At 42.3% G+C, this 15,418-nt stretch carries 13 protein-coding genes; 6 read left to right on the top strand and 7 right to left on the bottom strand.

Annotated elements, in window-relative coordinates; translation table 11 throughout:
- Positions 1 to 130 precede the first annotated feature (130 nt).
- The 3 genes from ureC to CDG79_RS06310 all read left to right on the top strand — a co-directional run bounded on the left by ureC (position 131) and on the right by CDG79_RS06310 (position 3,238).
- Positions 131 to 1,846: an urease subunit alpha gene (gene ureC, locus CDG79_RS06320; RefSeq protein WP_094341382.1), complete on the top strand. Its 1,716-nt coding sequence runs from the start codon at positions 131 to 133 to the stop codon at positions 1,844 to 1,846.
- Between the two features lie 3 nt (positions 1,847 to 1,849).
- Positions 1,850 to 2,803 (top strand): transposase, encoded by a 954-nt coding sequence (locus tag CDG79_RS06315; RefSeq protein WP_094341381.1) that lies wholly within the window; start codon positions 1,850 to 1,852, stop codon positions 2,801 to 2,803.
- 219 nt (positions 2,804 to 3,022) lie between these two features.
- Positions 3,023 to 3,238: a hypothetical protein gene (locus tag CDG79_RS06310; protein ID WP_094341380.1), complete on the top strand. Its 216-nt coding sequence runs from the start codon at positions 3,023 to 3,025 to the stop codon at positions 3,236 to 3,238.
- A gap of 54 nt (positions 3,239 to 3,292) precedes the next feature.
- Here the strand turns inward: CDG79_RS06310 and CDG79_RS06305 are convergent, their stop codons facing one another.
- Positions 3,293 to 4,099 (bottom strand): toll/interleukin-1 receptor domain-containing protein, encoded by an 807-nt coding sequence (locus CDG79_RS06305; protein WP_094341379.1) that lies wholly within the window; start codon positions 4,097 to 4,099, stop codon positions 3,293 to 3,295.
- Between the two features lie 360 nt (positions 4,100 to 4,459).
- On the opposite strand from CDG79_RS06305, the gene CDG79_RS06300 reads away from it, so the two are divergent.
- Both CDG79_RS06300 and CDG79_RS06295 read left to right on the top strand, forming a co-directional pair.
- Positions 4,460 to 5,578 carry a hybrid sensor histidine kinase/response regulator gene (locus tag CDG79_RS06300; protein WP_094341416.1) on the top strand — a complete coding sequence of 373 codons (1,119 nt, stop codon included), beginning with the start codon at positions 4,460 to 4,462 and terminating at the stop codon, positions 5,576 to 5,578.
- Between the two features lie 194 nt (positions 5,579 to 5,772).
- Positions 5,773 to 7,155, top strand: a complete 1,383-nt coding sequence (locus CDG79_RS06295) for an aldehyde dehydrogenase (RefSeq protein WP_094341378.1) — start codon at positions 5,773 to 5,775, stop codon at positions 7,153 to 7,155.
- A 43-nt stretch (positions 7,156 to 7,198) separates the two neighbouring features.
- On the opposite strand, the gene CDG79_RS06290 is transcribed toward CDG79_RS06295, so the two are convergent.
- The 3 genes from CDG79_RS06290 to CDG79_RS06280 all read right to left on the bottom strand — a co-directional run bounded on the left by CDG79_RS06290 (position 7,199) and on the right by CDG79_RS06280 (position 8,895).
- Positions 7,199 to 7,804 carry a sulfite oxidase-like oxidoreductase gene (locus CDG79_RS06290; protein ID WP_094341377.1) on the bottom strand — a complete coding sequence of 202 codons (606 nt, stop codon included), beginning with the start codon at positions 7,802 to 7,804 and terminating at the stop codon, positions 7,199 to 7,201.
- Positions 7,805 to 8,082: 278 nt separating this feature from the next.
- Positions 8,083 to 8,256 carry a 50S ribosomal protein L32 gene (rpmF, locus tag CDG79_RS06285; protein WP_094328804.1) on the bottom strand — a complete coding sequence of 58 codons (174 nt, stop codon included), beginning with the start codon at positions 8,254 to 8,256 and terminating at the stop codon, positions 8,083 to 8,085.
- Positions 8,257 to 8,412: 156 nt separating this feature from the next.
- A complete protein-coding gene (locus tag CDG79_RS06280) occupies positions 8,413 to 8,895 on the bottom strand; it encodes a hypothetical protein (RefSeq protein ID WP_094341376.1) in 483 nt (160 codons plus the stop codon).
- Positions 8,896 to 9,094: 199 nt separating this feature from the next.
- On the opposite strand from CDG79_RS06280, the gene CDG79_RS06275 reads away from it, so the two are divergent.
- Entirely contained in the window at positions 9,095 to 10,960 is a 1,866-nt protein-coding gene (locus CDG79_RS06275) for a caspase family protein (RefSeq protein ID WP_094341375.1), read from the top strand.
- A gap of 90 nt (positions 10,961 to 11,050) precedes the next feature.
- On the opposite strand, the gene CDG79_RS06270 is transcribed toward CDG79_RS06275, so the two are convergent.
- The 3 genes from CDG79_RS06270 to CDG79_RS06260 form a co-directional block, all read right to left on the bottom strand.
- Positions 11,051 to 11,428 (bottom strand): Mo-dependent nitrogenase C-terminal domain-containing protein, encoded by a 378-nt coding sequence (locus CDG79_RS06270; protein ID WP_094341374.1) that lies wholly within the window; start codon positions 11,426 to 11,428, stop codon positions 11,051 to 11,053.
- 730 nt (positions 11,429 to 12,158) lie between these two features.
- Positions 12,159 to 13,319 carry a hypothetical protein gene (locus CDG79_RS06265; protein ID WP_094341373.1) on the bottom strand — a complete coding sequence of 387 codons (1,161 nt, stop codon included), beginning with the start codon at positions 13,317 to 13,319 and terminating at the stop codon, positions 12,159 to 12,161.
- 197 nt (positions 13,320 to 13,516) lie between these two features.
- The gene (locus CDG79_RS06260; protein ID WP_094341372.1) at positions 13,517 to 15,289 is read right to left on the bottom strand and encodes a ribonuclease J; all 1,773 of its coding nucleotides are present in this window, start codon (positions 15,287 to 15,289) and stop codon (positions 13,517 to 13,519) included.
- Between the last annotated feature and the right edge of the window lie 129 nt (positions 15,290 to 15,418).

Raw genomic sequence — 15,418 nt, 5'->3', positions numbered from 1 at the left:
ACTACCATTAAAATTTATTTCACTACATCTCCGGTTACAACAAAATTATAAATTTATACAAAATTTCCTCTGAATATCTCTAAACTTGCTCAAAAATAATCAAAGTAACACCACCCCCACGAGTGCCATTATGCCTTACAGAATGGATCGCCGCGCCTACGCCGAAACCTATGGGCCCACAGTAGGCGATCGCATCCGACTTGCAGATACAGAATTATTTATTGAAGTTGAACAAGATTTCACCACCTACGGCGACGAAGTGAAGTTTGGCGGCGGTAAAGTCATCCGCGACGGGATGGGACAATCCCCCATTTCTAACGCCGATGGTGCTGTCAATTTAGTCATTACTAATGCCTTAATTCTCGATTGGTGGGGTATTGTCAAAGCGGATATCGGCATTAAAGATGGCAAAATTTTCAAAATTGGTAAAGCCGGAAATCCTTATATTCAAGACAATGTAGATATTATTATTGGCCCTGGAACTGAAGCCTTAGCAGGGGAAGGAATGATTCTCACTGCTGGCGGTATTGATGCCCATATTCATTTTATTTGTCCCCAACAGATTGAAGTTGCGATCGCTTCCGGCATAACAACCATGATCGGCGGCGGTACTGGCCCTGCTACAGGTACAAATGCCACTACCTGCACCCCCGGCCCTTGGAATATTTACCGGATGCTGCAAGCTGCTGATGCTTTCCCCGTCAACTTAGGATTTTTGGGTAAAGGTAACGCCAGTCAACCCCAAGGACTTGTAGAACAAGTAACCGCCGGTGCAATGGGGTTAAAGCTGCATGAAGATTGGGGAACCACACCCGCAGCAATTGATACTTGCCTCAGTGTTGCCGATATTTATGATGTGCAAGTAGCGATTCATACTGATACCCTAAACGAAGCCGGATTTGTCGAAGATACGATCGCAGCTTTCAAAAATCGTGTCATCCACACCTACCACACCGAAGGCGCAGGTGGCGGACATGCACCAGATATCATCAAAGTTTGCGGACAAGCCAACGTTTTACCATCTTCCACCAACCCCACACGCCCTTACACCCTCAACACCTTAGACGAACACCTGGATATGTTGATGGTATGTCATCACCTCGACCCAGCGATCGCTGAAGATGTCGCTTTTGCCGAATCTCGCATCCGTCGGGAAACCATTGCCGCCGAGGATATTTTGCACGACTTAGGCGCATTTAGCATGATTTCTTCCGACTCCCAGGCGATGGGAAGGGTAGGTGAAGTGATAATTCGCACTTGGCAGACATCTCATAAAATGAAGGTGCAACGGGGAAGTCTTAACCCACAAGGAAATGAGCAAAAAGCAGACAACTTTAGAGCAAAAAGATATGTTGCTAAGTATACGATTAACCCTGCGATCGCTCACGGAATTGCTCAATATGTGGGTTCAGTGGAAGAGGGAAAATTAGCAGATTTATGTTTGTGGCGATCGGCATTTTTTGGTGTGAAACCAGAGATAGTGATTAAAGGCGGAATGATTGCATGGGCGCAAATGGGCGATGCTAACGCCAGTATTCCCACACCGCAACCTGTTTATATGCGATCGATGTTTGGTAGTTTTGCTGGGGCGCGTCATGCCACATCATTAACTTTTGTTTCGCAAGCAGCTTTAGAGAAAGAAATTCCCAGCCAGCTAGGTTTACAAAAAGCAGCCGTTGCGGTTTCTGGAACACGCCAATTAAGTAAGCGAGATATGAAGCTGAATGATGCACTACCGCACATTGAAGTAGATCCAGAAACATATCAAGTCAGGGCAGATGGTGAATTGCTAGTTTGTGAACCTGCGACAGTTTTACCAATGGCACAGAGGTACTTTTTGTTTTAATTCATGACCGAGCAACTTACTGATTACGATAGTCCTTGGAAAGAAGTTATTGAGCTATATTTTCCCCGCTTTCTGGAATTCTTTTTCACCCAAGCTTATGCCGAAATCGACTGGACGCGACCTTATGAATTTCTGGACACAGAACTGCAACAACTAGAACCAGATGCAGAAATTGGGCGGCGTTTGGTCGATAAAGTCGCAAAAGTTTGGCTACTGGATGGAGAAGAAGCTTGGGTATTGGTTCATGTGGAAGTCCAAGGGCAATATGACAGCCAATTTGCCGAACGGATGTACACATATAATTACCGTTTGTTTGACCGTCATAAAAAGCGAGTCATTAGTTTAGCAGTTTTAGCAGATGAACAAGCGAATTGGCGGCCTTCTAGCTACAGCTATCAACTGGGCGGATGTCGCGTCAGCTTAGAGTTTCCTGTGGCGAAACTGTTGGACTACGAGCAAGGGTGGGAAACCCTAGAGCAAACAACCAACCCCTTTGGTGTAATTGTGATGGCGCATCTCAAGACCAAAGCAACGCAACGAAACCCACAAAATCGGCTACAGTGGAAACTAAGCCTAGTTAGACGGCTGTATGAACGGGGATATAGCCGGGAAGATATTCGGGAACTATTTCGGTTTATCGACTGGATAATGGTTTTGCCAAAAGAGTTGGCACTTAGTTTTAAAACAGAAGTAAGAAGTTACGAGGAGGCAGATAGAATGCGGTACGTAACTAGTATTGAAAGGCTAGCAAAAGAAGAAGGAATTGTCGAAACTGCGAGAGAAAGCATCATTACAGTCCTAGAAACACGATTTGGAGAAGTGCCAAGCTCCATTGTCGAAGTTATCAATAGCATAGAAGAACCATCTGTGCTAAAAATGCTTTTCAAAAGTGCGATCGCTATTCCTTCCACAGCAGATTTTCAGCAAGTTTTAGATAACCTTACCTCTGGGAAATAAATGCGATCGCTTGTTTGATGGTGAGAGTGCGATCGCAATTCCTTCCACAGCAGAATTTCAGCAAGTTTTAGATAACCTCACATCCCAAAAATAAGTGTAGGCATCGAGCGGCTTGTTGCCAGATATTGCTCTTAAAGATGAGAGTAACATTGCCCTCATCAATTTTTTGTTTTGGAGTTACGATCAAATAGTTAAACGTTGCATCTGATATACAAAATCATGCTACCTTTTAAGAAAAAAATTGTGACTGATGAAGCCATGCGTCCGGTAGCGGTGTTGATTGATTATCAGGACTGGCAGCAAATTGAGAAGATATTAGAAGCTCATCAATCACAACAAAAACAAGAGTTTAATTTAAACCAGTATGTAGGTGTAATTCAACTGACTCAAGACCCTTTGGAGTATCAGCAGCAAATTAGGGATGAGTGGTGTTGACACAACCTTGTTACTTAACTTGTTCAAATTTAAACAGACCGTCGCTACCTTTAACTACTTTGACAGATAACCTTGCTGAGTTCCATAATCCAAAATCTGGCTCATTAAGTAGGTTTTACCCCATTGCAAAGGCGCTCTCAACCGAATTAATCCTCCTGGCCTATTTACTTCTTTGTAACAATCAGCATAAAAAGCTTGATCGAAAAACGGAAATTCCAATTCTGGGGATAGTTCTGGATCTAACAAACCGTTCAAATCAGACGAATTTGCAGCTAAATTCCCGTGTCCATCAGGCAATACTGGTTCTGCCACTGGCAAAGGAGGATGAGCAGATGAGGCGATAAGGGGAAATAATTGTTCGTCTCCCAATTCCCCACTCTCCGACTTTTCCACTCTTCTACTCTCACCGTCTGTCAGTAAACTAAAAATTTCGTGTAAAATTCTGGGAGTATCGGCAGCAGACTTCCACTCTCGCTGCTGAACCTGTTGTAAATAGCCCCGCAAATCATAATTTAGTGGCGCACTCCAAGGGAAGTTGACGCGAATGGGCAAAATCACTGGCTTATGCTGATCGCTGCCATCCTGTAACTGCTTGGCTTGTCTCACCTCTTCTGTCACCATCTCGCTAGTTGCCGATCGCTCAGACAACAGCAACAAAAAGTAATCACACAGTTTTAATTCTTCATCAATACGTTGAGGCCATTTTTCCCCCAGGCGAATACTTTCCCCTGCCATGAATGCTTCGTGTCCAGTAGCTTTGATAGCTTCATAAAAATCTCTAGCAAGGCTCAAGTCTGGATCTTGGCTGCGGTAGCTGATCAAAAATCTAGCGCTTTTGCTGGCTGCTGGCAAAGTTGGCATAGTCGGATAAATATCCAGAAATTTTGACAAATTTGACTATATTATTGCAATTTACGGAATCGAAGTTAGTTTCTACTTTTCTGTAAACGACTTACTAGTAGCTGATACCCTACCTACTGATATATTTGATAGCTAAAATAATGCCGCCATCCTCTGTATTCAGTTCTAGAAGTTTACGAGCCATAATTCAATTAGCTTGTGACTATCTGTTAAAAAGGTAAAGTAGTTTTTAAAACACATTTATATAAATTTCGTGGTAGAAATTTTTTGGAGGAAATTTACTTAAGAGAACTATTTAAAAACTATACCAGTAAACCAGTTTCCCGAAAAATTTACTTTTACCCAATACCTTGCATCTATATGACTTCACAATCTTCTCGTTCTGACAAAATTCTGGTTGTTGATGACTCTCCTGATAATGTGTTTTTGATCAAAACTATTTTGGAAGAAGAAGGTTACACAGTTAGCACAGCAGAAAATGGAATTTCGGCTTTAGCAGAATTGAAAGCTTCTCCTTGTGACTTGGTTTTGCTGGATTTGATGATGCCAGGTATGGATGGATACGAAGTCACTAAATATATTCGTGGAGAGATGAAACTGCCACAATATATCCCCATACTACTGATTACTGCTCACGATGCGCCCAACGTCGCCCACGGATTAGACTTGGGTGCTGATGATTTTATCCGCAAACCTGTAACAGTAGATGAATTGCTGGCACGAGTGCGATCGCTCTTACGTTTGAAGCATAGTATGGATGAACGTGATGAAATTGCCCGTCAGCGAGAAGATTTTGTCTCCCGCCTCACCCACGATTTACGCACTCCCTTGGTAGCGGCCGATCGCATGTTGATGCTATTTCAACAAGGTGCATTGGGGACATTATCACCGCAAATGCAGGAAGTAATCACCATCATGGCCCGTAGTAATATCAACCTGCTGACTATGGTCAATACCTTATTGGAAGTTTATCGTTTTGAAGCAGGTCGCAAAAGCTTGGCATTTCAACCAGTTAATCTGGGACGTTTGCTAGAGGAGGTGACTGGAGAATTAGCACCTCTAGCTCAAGATAAAAAACTGTCGCTAAATTTAGATTTTACTGAAGAGTCAAACACAGTGATGGGCGATCGCTTAGAATTACATCGTCTATTTACAAACCTTATCGGCAATGCAATCAAATTTACCGATTCTGGATCTGTGACTATTAGTTTTACTTCTCAACATCAGTTCACATCTGGAAAACCCAATTCCGTTGAATATATTAGCATTCAGATCGCGGATACTGGCCCAGGTATTCCCAGTGAAGAACAAGCCACCATATTTGAACGATTTCGTCAAGGTAGCCACAAGAGTTCTGGTAGTGGCTTAGGACTCTACCTTGCTCGTCGAATTGTCGAGGCACATCAAGGCATTATTTTGCTGAATTCTGAGTTGGGCAAAGGTAGTGCATTTATTGTCCTTTTACCCACCACAACATGAGAAAATTAGCAATTATAATTTATGAATTACGGAGTATTTTATCCTAATATTTCATAAATTATAACTTTACTAATATCTACCAAGAATTGAAAGTAAATATTCCAATTAGCAAGTCAAACACTAAAAATTGACGAATTCAATCCGCTGAGATAGCAGCACTACATTAAAAACATAGTTTTTTAGGGTACAAAACAATGATTACCACTGAATTATCTAACATTGGCGATATTATCCAGAATCAGCGAGAGTTTTTTGAAACAGGTAAAACTAAAGATGTCGCTTTTCGCATTGAACAACTTAAAAATCTCAAGCAAGCAATAATTGAGCATGAACAAGCAATAGTCGAGGCATTGCACGCAGATTTACATAAACCACAATTGGAGACTTACCTTACAGAAATAGGCGTAGTTAAAGAAATTGATTATGCTATAAAACATCTCAATACCTGGACTAAGCCTAAAAAAGCAGCCGTTTCTTTTGATTTTTTTTCCTACTCAGCGAGGATTTATCCAGAACCATTAGGGGTTGTTTTAATCATTGGCCCTTGGAACTATCCATTTCAGTTAATTATCTCACCGTTAGTAGGTGCGATCGCAGCCGGTAATTGTGCAATTATCAAACCTTCAGAAATTGCTTCTCATACCTCTGGTGTCATTGCTAAGATTATTGCTAAACATTTTGATCCTACTTATATTGCAGTCATAGAAGGAGGTGTGGAAGCTAGTCAAAAACTACTTGCAGAAAAGTTTGACCATATCTTTTTTACCGGGGGTACAGCCGTCGGCAAAATCATCATGGCAGCAGCAGCAAAATATCTCACACCAGTTACTTTAGAATTGGGTGGGAAAAGTCCTTGTATCGTAGATAGTGATATTAATCTTGAACACACTGTCAGACGAATTACTTGGGGCAAATTTATTAATGCTGGACAAACTTGTATCGCCCCTGACTATCTTTTAGTTAATCAAAAAATAAAAAAAGATTTAATAGATGGACTGAAAAAATGCCTAAAAGAGTTTTATGGTGATAATCCTCTAAGCAGTCCTGATTATGCCAGAATTATCAGTCAAAAACACTTTGATAGATTGGTTAATTTTCTCAAAGATGGTGAAGCGATCATCGGTGGAGAAAATCAACCTTCAGAGCGTTATATCGCCCCGACTGTGATTGATAATGTCTCTTTGAAAGATTCTGTAATGCAGGAAGAGATTTTTGGCCCCATTTTACCCATTATTGAATACACTGACATTGCCGAAGCGATCGCCTTGATTAACTCTAGACCGAAACCTCTGGCGTTATACTTATTTTCTCAAAACAAAAACCTCCAAAAGCGAGTTTTGCAGGAAACTTCATCTGGTGGAGTCTGCATCAATGACACAGTGATGCAGGTTGCTGTCTCGTCTTTACCATTTGGTGGAGTAGGAGATAGCGGTATTGGCAACTATCACGGTAAGGCTAGTTTTGATACCTTTTCGCATAACAAAAGTGTATTGCAAAACTCCTTCTGGCTCGATTTAAAATGGCGATACGCTCCTTATGCGGGCAAACTACCACTCGTAAAGAAACTTTTGGGTTAAAAAAGTTAGGAATTATGATTAGAGACGCGATGAATCGCGTCTCTTAAAACGCATAAGCATTGCTGTAACGCTCCTCAGCCCAAGGTTCACCACGGCGATGGTAGCCATTGCGCTCCCAAAAACCAAGTTCTTCACCAGCTAAAAACTCTAACCCATTAATCCACTTAGCACTTTTCCAAGCGTAGAGGTGGGGTACAACTAGCCGCATCGGGCCACCGTGTTCAGATGGAAGGTCTTCACCAAAGACTTTAAAGGCAAAGAAGTTTTCTTCTCGGATGAAATCTTCTACAGAAATATTGGTAGTGTAGCCGCCATAGCAGTGTTCCATAATGTGGGCTACTTTCGGTTCTAATTCAAGCAGACCCATGAAATCTGTAACTTTAATCCCAGTCCATTTGACATCAAGTTTAGACCAGCGCGTTACACAGTGGAAGTCTGCTGTAAATTCGTGTTGAGGTAGCGCCATAAAGTCTGACCAACTAAAGGTAGCAGGTTTTGCCAAACCCCAAACTCTAAACTCCCATTCCTCAATGCTGACTTGGGGAGTTGCACCATAAGTTAATACGGGGAAACCTTTAGCTAAGTGTTGACCAGGAGGGACACGTTCTGCCTCTTCTTTCGCCGGTTTCTGAAAAAATTTTCCTAGCATAGTTGGAGAAAAATAAGTTTTCTCAAAGTGTTTACAAGCTTTTTTCCTGAGTTGCCAACACTACCAGATATTTCACTTTTTATATGGTTACTTAATCATTACTCATCAGTAATGGGTAATGGGTAATGGACGTTCCCAATTACTCACTACCAATTTTTTTCGTTCTAATGAGCTTGTGTAGAGTATCTATGATTCAAAATGCAATCAGGAAAGCTAATAAAAAGCGTTTATCCAGTGTAAGAAGATTGGTGCTGTTTATGCTTTGCCTGACTGGGAAATTATGATTCTTCTTCCTCTTCTTCAGCAGCTGGATAGACAAATGTAGAACGTCCAGTCAAAATTGACTTACCCAAAGATAGGGCTTTCTGAGCTTCGACGACAGCTTTGTGTCTCCAGGTAGCTCGACGTTTATCTCGTTTTGATTTGGAAGTTTTCTTCTTAGGAACAGCCATGTCAGCAGATATCGTGATTCTTGACAACCTTCTTATTCTAGTCCATCCACTGACGTGAAGAACAACAGTAAGTGGTTGAGACTGAAGTAAAACACGGGGACAGAGAGAATTTTTTCAATCTTCCACTCTTTGCGTCTCCGTGTCTAGCTCAACCCGTCATTTTTTGGTTGGTACACTGCTAGCTGCTGTAGAGCTATTGTCAAAGAAAAGTAGCGATCGCGCCGTTTTAAAATAAGTGGCCCAATTTTGAGCATCAGGACGCGATCGCCATTGGGGACGACTAACATCTAATGCCAAAACTGGTGCGATCGCTCCATAATTTTGTACGGAGATAATTATTGAAACATCTGTCACCAAGATATCTTGGTCGAAACTCCTCTGAGCAGCTGCCCTAGCCGCCGCTTCCGCCCTTCGCAGAACGGTTTCATAGTTTTCTTCTGGCAGGCGGTCAATAGCTAGATCGACTCTAGCGGTGTAAGCTCGCACAACCTGGGGTGCGATCGCCTCCGTCAAAAACCACGCAGGAATGGTAGATCCGAGCAAAATTAATAAAGGAATTATCCGGATTTGTCTGGCAATTTGGCTAATAAATGAAAAGGGAGCGATCGATGATGGTAGGTGAGCAGAAATCTTGCTCATGACCTTCTATCTCCTTAGTAACGATCTGTTATTGAAATTAGGTAAAAGGTATTTTCCGACTAACTAACGTAATAAAAATTACATTCTAACTTAAGATTCAATCAGAATCACCTAGAGCATAAGACATCGGTTAGCTTTGTTTTTTTGGCAAAGCCAACCGCAATTTTAAGACCACTTACAATAACTGACAAAGAGCGGGATGGCAAATTACTGGGCGATCGCGATTGGCATCAATCACTATCAGTTATTTCAACCTTTAAGTTGTGCCCAAGCGGATGCTGAGGCACTAGAGGATTTTTTGGTGACAGAGGCAGGCTTTCTCCCCAAACATTGCCTGCTAATGACGGATACTTCGCCGCCAATTGGAGATAGATCGACTTATCCAACTAAAGAAAATATTCTGCTGCTGCTTGAGGATTTGGCAGCGACAAGTTGGCAACCAGAAGACTATCTGTGGTTATTCTTTAGTGGTTATGGAGTCAACTACAAGGGCAAAGATTACTTAATGCCAGCAGAGGGTAATCCCGAACTGGTACAAGAGACTGGCATAGAATTGCGATCGCTAATGCAAAGTCTCCAACTTGCTGACTTGAATGTATTGCTACTACTCGATATCAACCGCGCTTTTGGTACTCAAGCGGATGCTCCTGTTGGTGAAGAAACAATCGAACTAGCCCAAGAACTACAACTTGCGACAATTCTTTCTTGTCAACCAGAGCAATTTTCCCACGAAAGTAGCGAATTAGGTCACGGATTCTTTACAGCAGCGTTGTTAGAAGCTTTGCGTTCTGGTAATGGCAGCAACTTGTCAGATTTAGAAAGCTATCTAAGCCTGATCGTGCCAAAATTATGTCACCACCACTGGCGGCCTGTCCAAAACCCTGCAACGATCATCCCATCAAGGGCACAAGTAATCTTGCCAGAATTGGCAATAGAAAGTGGTTTTAAACCAGAATCGCTGATTTATCCAGAAGAATCTTTTGCTGTCGCCCTTGCAGCCCCTCCTCTCGATGATTACCCTAGAACTTCAGCAGAACGGGGCAGATGGGGAGAAGCTACTGTAAACTCCTCCCAACAGGTGAAGGCTCACAAGGTTGAGAAGCCTAAAGTCCAAGAGTCAGCTACTAGCCTAGTTTCTCAGCCAATGGCAGAAACTTCTTTAGGAGGAAATCCGAGGGGAAGATTTATCCCCAATTCTGCCAAAGGTTACGTCTCTCGATTGCCATTGAATCAGCCAAGTATCCCTTTTTGGAAACAGTTTATCTTGTGGGGCGGAGGCAGCTTGCTAGTCGCAGGTTTAATTGCTGTAGTTTTTCTCCGCAATCAAGAAACTTTTAGAATTAAGCAAATATCAGGCATATCGCCCAATGCTAGCGATCGCCAGGTTATCGAAAATTTACCAAGCGATCCCGCTTCAGTAGTTAGACTTAACAACCAATCTAGCGCCCAAATAACCTCTAATTCCGAGTCTAAAAAGCGGAATCAAGCAGTATTAGACTTGGCAAAAATGTCCCTCAGACAAACTCAGGCTAGCGATTTGAGCATGGCGATCGCTACAGCCCGGAAAATTAAATCCGGTGAACCACTATACGAACAAGCTCAGGAGAATATTAAGATTTGGAGTCGAATGATTTTAGATTTAGCAGAGGGTCGTGCTAAACAGAGACAGTATGCTGCTGCTATTGCCGCCGCTCGATTAATCGTCAAAGATGAAGCCCCCTACGCCAAAGCACAAGCATCAATTAACCTGTGGCGGTTAGAGGGCAAGCAGTATGTGAGTAACAAAACTCTTTTAGATGCAGCTAATGGCTTAATTAAGTCTGGACAGGCATCTACCTACAATCGGGCGATCGAAGTTGCCAAGAAAGTACCCGCAGGTCAACCAGGCTTTGATAGTGCCCAAAAATCAATCAATAAATGGAGTGAGAAAATTTTAGACCTGGCAAAGCGTCGCGCCACCGAAGGAGATCGCAATGCGGCGATTGCGACTGCTACTTTAGTACCAGAAGAAACAGGCGCTTACGAAGACGCTCAAGATGCCATCCAAAAATGGCAAAAGAAATAATAAAAAAATAGTAAAAAATAGCAGGGAGTTAGGAGTTAGGAGTTATATTATTGATCCCTGACCCATTACTCCTGACTCCTCACTTTTCCTTCAACAGTACTGTGATACATCTTCGCCGCATTCATCGGCTAGATAGCACAGCGCTCGGAAACGTAAACCAACCACTTCGTCATATAAGGGGTTGAGTTTGCACATTGGCGGAATGTGAAACAGGGTTTTCCCAAATACTTTGACATCTCGCTCAAAGGGACACTGAGATGGGATGGCTTTACATAAACGGTGAGCTAGTTGGCGATCGCTGACTTGAATGTTTTCTACACGCTGCCGTAAAGGTCGGAGAATATCCCAGTAAGGCTTGGAAATGGAACGGTTTAGCTGGGTTACTTTGTGTTGACTAGTCTCTGCTTGATTGATTGATACCCAGCTAGCCAGAAAAATCTTTTTTGTGGTATTGTCGAATACCTTCATGGTTTATCCTCTGTATTATTGAGGTTATTCACCTTTTTGATGAATATATACAACGTGGCAACGAACTTTCCCGGAAAAATCGCGTCCTGACTGCGATATAATGTAATACCTAATTAGCCACTTAAGTCAGAACCTAATTTATTACTACGTCAAGTTAATCGCAAATTTCTGGGGATCGGTAGTGTAATATTACGATCTTGTTCATAACTTGACATAGTTTAGATTTTAGTAAAGACATCAGTCATTGGATAGGTTTTAGTGTAACATTTACAGAACTTAATATAGGGTCTCTCTAAAAGTTTTTTTGCTAAGTATAAACATCAGTAATACCCTAGAAGGCATTTTTCCGCTCAGTGTTCCCACTTTCTCACGTAAGTGTGTCTTGTTCATTGCTGACTGAATACCGTAGAAATAGTGATTTTTGATCGAGTAGAATCGATTGCATTTCACAAAACTTAGGTTGGCAGTGGCGATTTGAGAATGATATAGTCTCAGAATATTCGTAGGTTGGGTTTCGCAAAGCCTCAACCCAACTGACACATTTTTATTTTTTAGAAAAAACCTACGCAGTATTGCAACCTATCCTATGCAGGATTTTTTGGGCGTAGACGGTAGCGGCTTATCATTAGACATTACTGCCGATGATATTGAGTGTTAATCGCAGTCCTCTAGGTTAATTGGGGGCGATCGCTCTATCAAAGGCAATCGTACTGAAGTTTTCTTTGAGGTATCAAACAGCAGTTTTTTTTGCTTTATCTAACATAGTCATTAACAGCTTTTCACGCTCAAGAGCCGAACCGTCAAATCCTGTAACCTTTCCAAATGAGTCATCTACAATCTTTTTTTTCCCTTGATAGATATGGACATGGATGCCCATTTCCTGGGGTAACTGGCTAGTCCAGAGAACGCCTGGTGTCGATGACCATACCTTGATCTGACAGTCCTGGTAGTCTCTCAGGTCTAAAGTGCGATCGCTCTCAACAAAGTTTGGGTTTTTTGTGAGTTTGTTTGCTAATTCATTGAGGGGACTACTAACGATAGGTGTCTTTGACCAGTTAGAATCAACGCCGCAGTTGCCGCAAAAATGTTTTTTGTGTGGATTTCTAGCAAAGTCACCAAGGTCTAGATGTGGGTGCTGGCATCTGTTACAGTACAGTGTCCCCAGAGGCAGGTTGTTAATCAATGCTTCTAGATATGCTAGTGCTGAGGGTGGAGCAATGACAACTCTTTGTATATTTATCAGTGCATTACCAAATAATGGTGACGATTCACAGGACTTGATCACTACAGATGGAAAGTTACTATCTATACTCTTTTTGCCCTGGAACTGAGGTCTGACATGTACATGAATTAAAACGCCATTAATATCAGGTTCATCTGTAGTGTTGATTGCAGTTGGTAGTGCTGCCCAAATACCTATTCCTCCTGCATAATCATCTGGATTAATCACCAACGGATTTTTTGTGTAATGCATAGGCTGGGTGGAGTTTGAGCATCTTATACCCTCATCACCTTGAACTGCCTGTTGCAAATCAGCTTTGACTCCCCAGTGTACTTGATGGGTGCGACACCACCAGCGCTCTGCCCCATTACGAAACTTGCCACATGGAACTATATCACAGGGCAGGATTACGCCACTACCGCTATCTTCCTCTGGGAACTTTCCTATAACTCTTTCACTAAATGGCACGGCATTACCTAAAGTCCTGTCCTCCGCCCACACAACTGCAAACTCTTCAGTCATGTCATTGAGTGGCCTGGCTAGTTCTTGTTCTTCTACCCCCAATACCTTAATTATTTTATTTTCGCCCTTCTTCTTTTCAGGGCTATAACCCTCCTCAACTAGATGTAAATAAGTAATATTATTTTTAAGTACACGCTTGATACGCATATCCAACCCTTTGTTTAAAACAGTTTCCGTATATGAATCATGCCAGATTTTATTGGTGTTCTAGTTATAGCGATCGCCTCCTAGAACTATAGGCAAGTACTATACCCATAATAAAAGACTCTATCTCACGCCAAAGCGCAAAGACGTTCAGAAAAACTCTGCGTCTTTGCGCTTCTTTGTTAAATTGTTATCTTGCCCTATGATGCTACTTGAGCAGCAGTCCGAGTCCGTCGTCTTCTGCCGTCGGCAACTTTTACAGGTGGCTCATCAGGGATTTGCATCAACAAAGTCACAGATGGCTGACATTGCAATTCCCGACGGATAGAACGTTGCAATTCTCGTTCTAAAGTTCCTTGCAATCCACCCCAATCTATATCTGCTGCTTCACCTTGCTCAGGAGCAAATTCTGTCCAGCGCACAGTGAGGATTTCTTCAATGCGTTGTTTTACCCAGGTTTGTAACAGCGATCGCTCTACACTTGTAACTACACCCCGGAGGTGAGTTTCTGGTTTGGCTAACAGTTTACCATTCCAATCAATGGCAGCTGCAATGGTAATAATGCCTTCTGAAGCCATACGTTGCCGTTCTTGTAAAACTTTGGAACTTACCATACCCGAACTGGTAGTATCCACCAATTCAATACCAGATGGCACTTTCCCAGCGACGCGAATGGCATCTTCAGTCAGTTCGACAATATCACCATTCTGGATAATAATCATATTTTCTGCGGGAATGCCCATACTCTGAGCTGTTTCTGCGTGCTTCACTAGCATCCGATGTTCGCCGTGAAATGGCACAAAGAATTTGGGTCGAGTTAAGGCAATCATCAACTTTTGTTCTTCCTGACAGCCGTGACCGGAGACGTGAATCCCTTTATCCCGTCCATAGACCACTTTTGCACCTTGAATCATTAATTTATCAATGGTGTTGACTACAGCGATCGTATTTCCGGGAATTGGGTTAGCAGAGAATACTACCGTATCTCCTTCGCGGATTTTAATGTGAGGATGTTCTTTGTTGGCGATGCGGGTCATTGCCGCCATCGTTTCACCCTGAGAACCTGTAGTTAAAATTAGTACTCTTTCATCAGGTAGATTGCGGACTGCGTGCAATGGTTGCAGCAGATTATCTTCACACTTGATGTAACCTAAATTACGGGCATGAGCAATCAAGTTGAGCATGGAACGCCCCACAATCGTCACTACACGGTTTTGCTTTTTGGCGATATCCAAAATCATATTGATGCGATGGACGCTAGAAGCAAAGGTTGTGACGAATAATCGTCCAGTGGCTTGACTAAATACTCTCTCCAGATTGGGATAAACTGAACGTTCTGAAGGTGTAAATCCTGGTATTTCGGCGTTAGTGGAATCACTTAGCAGGCAAAGAACCCCTTTTTCCCCATGTTCTGCTAGACGTTGCAAATCAAACTTTTCCCCATCTACTGGGGTATGATCGATTTTGAAATCCCCTGTGTGAATGACTACACCAAGGGGAGTATGAATGGCAACAGTGAAACTATCAGCGATAGAGTGGGTATTGCGGATATATTCCACTAAAAAGTTTTTGCCAATTCGCACTACATCTCGTGGTAGAACAGTTCTAATTTCTGTGCGATCGCGGACTCCTGCTTCTTCCAATTTACCCTCTAGCATTGCCATTGCTAGCCTTGGTCCATAAATCACCGGGATATCAAATTGCTTGAGATGAAAAGCAATCCCGCCGATATGGTCTTCATGACCGTGAGTCACGATCATCCCTTTTATTTTGTGGCGATTTTCCCGCAGATAGGTCGTATCTGGTAAAACAATATTTACTCCATGCATCGCCTCTGTGGGAAAAGCCAATCCCGCATCTAACAGGATAATTTCATCGTCATACTCAAAAAGACAGGTATTTTTCCCAATTTCATGCAAACCGCCCAAAGGAATAATTTTCAAGGCGGAATTATTAGCTTCGTTTTTAGCCATTTTCTCCTGAGATTGTTACTTGTAGTTAATCAAGTTGATAGTTAACGAACTTGTATTTAAGACAACATCATCTGCCTCTTAAGTCAGTCTGAAAGCAATCAAGTTTTAATTGAAATTTTCAATTTTTTA

It is taken from the genome of Nostoc sp. 'Peltigera membranacea cyanobiont' 232, from assembly GCF_002245985.1.
Lineage (GTDB): Bacteria > Cyanobacteriota > Cyanobacteriia > Cyanobacteriales > Nostocaceae > Nostoc.
This window is presented reverse-complemented; position numbering and strand designations above follow the sequence as displayed.